This window comes from Streptomyces sp. NPDC001941, assembly GCF_040296945.1.
In the GTDB taxonomy this organism is placed as follows: domain Bacteria; phylum Actinomycetota; class Actinomycetes; order Streptomycetales; family Streptomycetaceae; genus Streptomyces.
Genome location: NZ_JBEOYE010000220.1, coordinates 1 through 3,186 on the forward strand (window position 1 = coordinate 1; position 3,186 = coordinate 3,186).

Consider the following 3,186-nt stretch of genomic DNA (forward strand, 5'->3'; position numbering starts at 1 on the left):
AACATAGAATAAATTACGGGTTAATGAACGAGAAATGTAAATGATTTTGAGAGTTTTTATAACAAAAGAAGAGTGTCCAGAAAATGACCTTTTTCTGGACATAGGATAGAAATATTTTTATAAGTTTATTAAATAACGAAGGAGCAACTTTAGCTACAAATCTTGCTATTTGTAAATCTACATTTTTTTATTGAAAAATAGATAGTTTATAGTTACAGTTGCAACTGCTTTAGCCGCGATTAAAATACTTTTCTCATTCATTTTAAATAAAGGGCTATGATGGGGATAATTTCCGCCGTCTTCAGGCTGTGCACCAATGTAAAAGAAAGTACTTGGTACAACTTGCCCATAATATGAAAAATCTTCAGAAGGATTTTGTGGTCCTAAATCGACTATATTATTGACTTCTGAAATATTCTGATCTTTTAAGCTGTCAACTACAAAGTGAGTGAGATTTTCTGAATTAAAGAGTACAGGATAGTTATCGTCATAATCTACAATCACTTCAACCCCAAAGGTTACTCCAACGCCTTTAGCAATTTGTTTCACTTGGTCTCGGATGACTTTTCTAGTTGTTTCTTTCATCATCCGAACATCCCCTTTTAACACTACTTTATCTTGTATAGCATTAAAACTTCCTGCTCCATCAAATGATCCAATAGTTACAGTACCCATGTCAAATGGATCTATTCTTCTTGAAATTACTGTTTGGAGTTCAGTTACAAAGTAACTAGCGGCTACTATTGCATCATTACTTAATTGTGGCATAGAAGCGTGACCTCCGTTTCCTTTGATTGTAATGGTGAAATTAGAACGTCCCGTTTGAGTTTCTTTATTATGATAGGCAATGACCCCTGTTTTAATTGTAGTCATCACATGAACCCCGATCATATTATCGACACCGTCAAGAGCTCCTGCTTTAATCATACCTTTGGCACCACCAGGAGATACTTCCTCTGCTGGTTGATGGACAATTCTAACTCTTCCCGGAAGTTCTTGTTTTATTTTTACTAGTTCTCTAGCAAGTACCATCAAATATGCAGTATGTGCATCGTGTCCACAGGCATGCATTACTCCTGGATTGACCGATTTAAAACTTAAATCATTATCTTCAAAAATAGCAAGAGCATCAAAGTCTGCTCTCAACGCAAGAGTTTTTCCGGATTTTCCACCTTCAATATCAACGATGATTCCAAATCCCTTTCCGATAAGTTTTGGTTCACAGTCAAGTTCTTTATAAAAGCCCATAATATACTTAAATGTTTCTTTTTCTTGAAAAGAAATTTCTGGGTATTGATGAAGATGACGCCTAATTTGAATCATTTCATTCTCATATTGTGTTAAGCTAGTCAACAAATTATTAAGTAGTTTCATATGATACCTCTAAACTTTCTACCCGAATTGCTAGTTAATTTCATTGGAAAATAAATAAGTCGTGCTATCCTAATCTTAAACCACTAAGCATTAGAAAGCGCACGACTTATATGACTTATAATAGCACACTTCCAAAAGTTTTTGTTTATTTACTGACAACCATTGAGACGCTTTATCAAACGAGTGTTTCCCTTGAGGTTCAAAACCGAAAGAACGTCCATCTCGCAACATCAGATTGCTTAGTTATCGCTTGTTACCTCTGGGGCGTACTGCATTTTAGTGAAACGCTTAAAGCTAAGCACCAATTTGCTCAAAGTTTATTTCCTAATTTCCTAGAATATTCTCGCTTTGTCCGCCGTTGTAATGCCCTCTTACCGAGTATCCAAGTCATTCGCCAAGCACTCGTCTTTAAAGAGGTTGAAGGAATGAGTGTATCCATTATTGACAGCTTCCCCATTCCTTTGTGTCAGCCTATTCGTAATTTCAGAAGCAAAGTTCTTGGAGATTATGCCAATGTTGGCTACAATTCTACAAAGGGACAGTACTTCTATGGATGTAAATGTCATGCTTTAGTCAGTGAATCAGGCTATGTCATAGACTACACAATTACTCCTGCTTCAATGGCTGATAGTTCAATGACCGAGGAAGTGTTGAGTCAATTTGGGACACCAACAGTCCTTGGAGATATGGGATATCTAGGTCAGTCACTGCATGAAAGGCTGGAATTAGAAGGAATTGATCTAATTACACCTGTCAGGAAGAACATGAAGCAAAAGAAAATCCTTTTCCCTAATTTTTCAAAACATAGAAAAGTGATTGAGCGAGTTTTCTCTTTTTTGACAAATCTAGGAGCTGAGCGTTGTAAAAGTCGTTCGCCTCAAGGTTTTCAATTGAAATTAGAGATGATACTTTTAGCGTATTCTTTACTGTTAAAATCAGCTAAATCACTGGAACCAGAGACTTTAAGATATTCTATCGGGTATCAAGTCATGGCTAAATAATCAACTAGCAATTCGGGTAGGTCAATGTTCTTTTATATTTGAGCGTCCATAAAATGGTCATTTTCTGAACACTCTTCTTTTCCTATTAAATTTCTCAAAATCATTTACATTCCTTGTTCATTAACCCGTAATTTATTCTATGTTCATTTATATATATATTTTTAAGTTATGATACAATAAATTAAAATGAAGGAGAAAAAAATGAATATCGGATATGCACGAGTTTCAACTGGACTTCAAAATTTGGATTTACAAAAAGATAGTCTAAAAAAATATAACTGTGAAAAAATATTTACTGATCATATGTCAGGAAGTAAAAAAGATAGACCTGGATTAAAATCCGCGATCGAATTTTCTCGTCCTGGAGACACGATCGTTGTTTGGCGGTTAGATCGATTAGGAAGAAATATGGAGGACTTAATTAGCATAGTTAATTCACTTAATGATAAAGGAGTAAGCTTCCATAGCTTGCAAGAAAATATTACAATGGATAAATCAAGTTCGACTGGACAATTGATGTTTCATTTGTTTGCGGCTTTTGCGGAATTTGAGCGAAATCTTATTTTGGAGCGTTCTGCCGCTGGTAGAGAAGCCGCACGTGCAAGAGGAAGGCTTGGAGGAAGACCTGAGAAATTTTCGGAGCAAGACGTAAAGCTTCTTAAAACCTTGGTAGAAAGTGGTACGCCGATTAAGTCGATTGCGGATTCTTGGGGAGTTTCAAGAACCACAATTTATAGATATATTAATAAGTTTTAGAATAAAATCTAATCAGCTCATAACTTAATCGTTGTGAGCTGGTCTTTTATTTTAT

3 protein-coding genes are annotated in these 3,186 nt (G+C 35.4%); 2 read left to right on the plus strand and 1 reads right to left on the minus strand.

Features of this window, described 5'->3' with window-relative positions; genetic code table 11:
- Positions 1 to 177 precede the first annotated feature (177 nt).
- On the minus strand, positions 178 to 1,374 hold the full coding sequence (locus tag ABT160_RS46615; RefSeq protein WP_015082999.1) for a M20 family metallopeptidase: 1,197 nt from the start codon (positions 1,372 to 1,374) through the stop codon (positions 178 to 180).
- Between the two features lie 110 nt (positions 1,375 to 1,484).
- Between ABT160_RS46615 and ABT160_RS46620 the strand changes: the two genes are divergently transcribed.
- Both ABT160_RS46620 and ABT160_RS46625 read left to right on the plus strand, forming a co-directional pair.
- Positions 1,485 to 2,375 (plus strand): IS982-like element ISLll1 family transposase, encoded by an 891-nt coding sequence (locus tag ABT160_RS46620; protein WP_351656406.1) that lies wholly within the window; start codon positions 1,485 to 1,487, stop codon positions 2,373 to 2,375.
- 186 nt (positions 2,376 to 2,561) lie between these two features.
- Positions 2,562 to 3,131: a recombinase family protein gene (locus tag ABT160_RS46625; protein WP_450027041.1), complete on the plus strand. Its 570-nt coding sequence runs from the start codon at positions 2,562 to 2,564 to the stop codon at positions 3,129 to 3,131.
- Positions 3,132 to 3,186: the final 55 nt, after the last annotated feature.